The sequence below is a fragment of the Micromonospora maritima genome (assembly GCF_902825405.1).
Taxonomy (GTDB): domain Bacteria; phylum Actinomycetota; class Actinomycetes; order Mycobacteriales; family Micromonosporaceae; genus Micromonospora; species Micromonospora maritima.
In genome coordinates, this window is record NZ_CADEAU010000829.1 from 1 (window position 1) to 1,492 (window position 1,492).

Consider the following 1,492-nt stretch of genomic DNA (forward strand, 5'->3'; position numbering starts at 1 on the left):
AGCCCGGCGACCCCGGCGAGCAGCCAGGTCGGGCCGGCGGTGGCGAACCAGACCGCAAGCGCCGCACACTCCACCACCACCAGCTGACCGACGACGACCGGGCCGAGCCGGCCCCGCCGACGCCGGTCCGCCGGGGTGACCGGCCGGTCCGCCGGCACGGCGGGGGCGGTGGCCGTACGACCGGGTGGCGCCTGGAGCTGCGTCATCGGTGAGCGTCCCTTCTGGACATCCTGGGCATCCGCCGGCGGGTGCGTGGTCGGGTGGCGGACGGGGTCCCGGCGCACCCCCGACGGACCCTTATCGTAGGGAAGCCCGCGGCGCTGTTCGGACCTGATCGCCGCGGACCCACCCCCGCCGGAGGTTAGTCATGCGGACCCGCCGCGATCAGGTGCAGGCGTACCGCTTCGTCACCCGCCGCATCGTCTCGGCGCTGCTCTCCGGCGATCCGGAGACCAACGACCTGCCGATGCGCCGCCTCGGCATGGCGGTGTTCGGCAGCGTCATCGCCGCGGCCGTGGTGCTCGGCGGCGTGGGCGCGTACGGGCAGCTCACCAGCAACTCGGCCCCGCTCGAGGCGAACACCGTGGTGATCGAGCGGGAGACCGGCGCCACCTACTACTTCGGCGAAGACCAGGTGCTGCACCCGACGCTCAACTACGCCTCGGCCCGGCTGATCGTCAACGACGCCGCGGCGACGGTCCGCACCATGTCGCAGGCGTCCATCAAGGACCGGCCACGGGGCCGGATGGTGGGCATCGTGGGCGCGCCGGACGACCTGCCGGACCGCCGGTCCCTGGTCGGGCTCCCGTGGTCGGTCTGCGACGTGCCCGACCCCAACGACCCGCAGCGCTCGACCACCCGTCTGGTGGTCGACCGCCCGCTGCCCGGTGGCACCCCGCTCACCGACCGGGCGGTCCTGGTCCGGACGAGCGACGCGCGTTACCTGCTCACCGGCGGTTCCCGGCTACGCGTGGTCGGCGACGAGCAGGCGCTCGTGGCATTGCAGATGGCCGGCGCCACCAACCTCACCGTCGGGCAGCAGTTGCTCAACGCCGTGCCGGTGGGCCCGGCCCTGCGCAAGCCCACGATCGACGGGGACGGTGGCCCGAGCGGTCTCACCGTCGCCGACCGTCCGGCCCGGATCGGCCAGGTCTTCCAGGCCGCCGGCCAGTACTACGTGCTGACCCGGCAGGGCCTGGCCACCATCCGGGAGGTCACCGCCCGGCTGCTCCTCGGCGGCGGCGGCGCGGTGACCGAGATCACCGCGGACGAGGCCGGTCGGCTCCTCACCGACCAGCGGCTGGAGGCCGACGGGCTGCCGGCCCGGACGCCCACGCTGCACGAGGTACGCCCCGGGCGCACGGTGCTCTGCGCCACCTACCGCTCCGGGCCGGCCGGCCAGCCGCCGACCACCACGCTGGAGGTGTTCGACGCGCCGCCGGCGGAGCTGACCGGGTCGACCGCGATGCCGGCGCGGCAGGGCGCCCGGGAC

At 75.1% G+C, this 1,492-nt stretch carries 1 protein-coding gene and 1 pseudogene; one reads left to right on the forward strand and one right to left on the reverse strand.

Annotated elements, in window-relative coordinates; genetic code table 11:
• Positions 1 to 206, reverse strand: a pseudogene (locus HUW36_RS32725) (type VII secretion protein EccE); the annotation flags it as partial.
• A gap of 161 nt (positions 207 to 367) precedes the next feature.
• Between HUW36_RS32725 and eccB the strand changes: the two are divergent.
• Positions 368 to 1,492, forward strand: a 1,125-nt coding sequence (eccB, locus tag HUW36_RS32730) for a type VII secretion protein EccB (RefSeq protein ID WP_174531570.1), incomplete at its 3' end; no start/stop codon positions are given.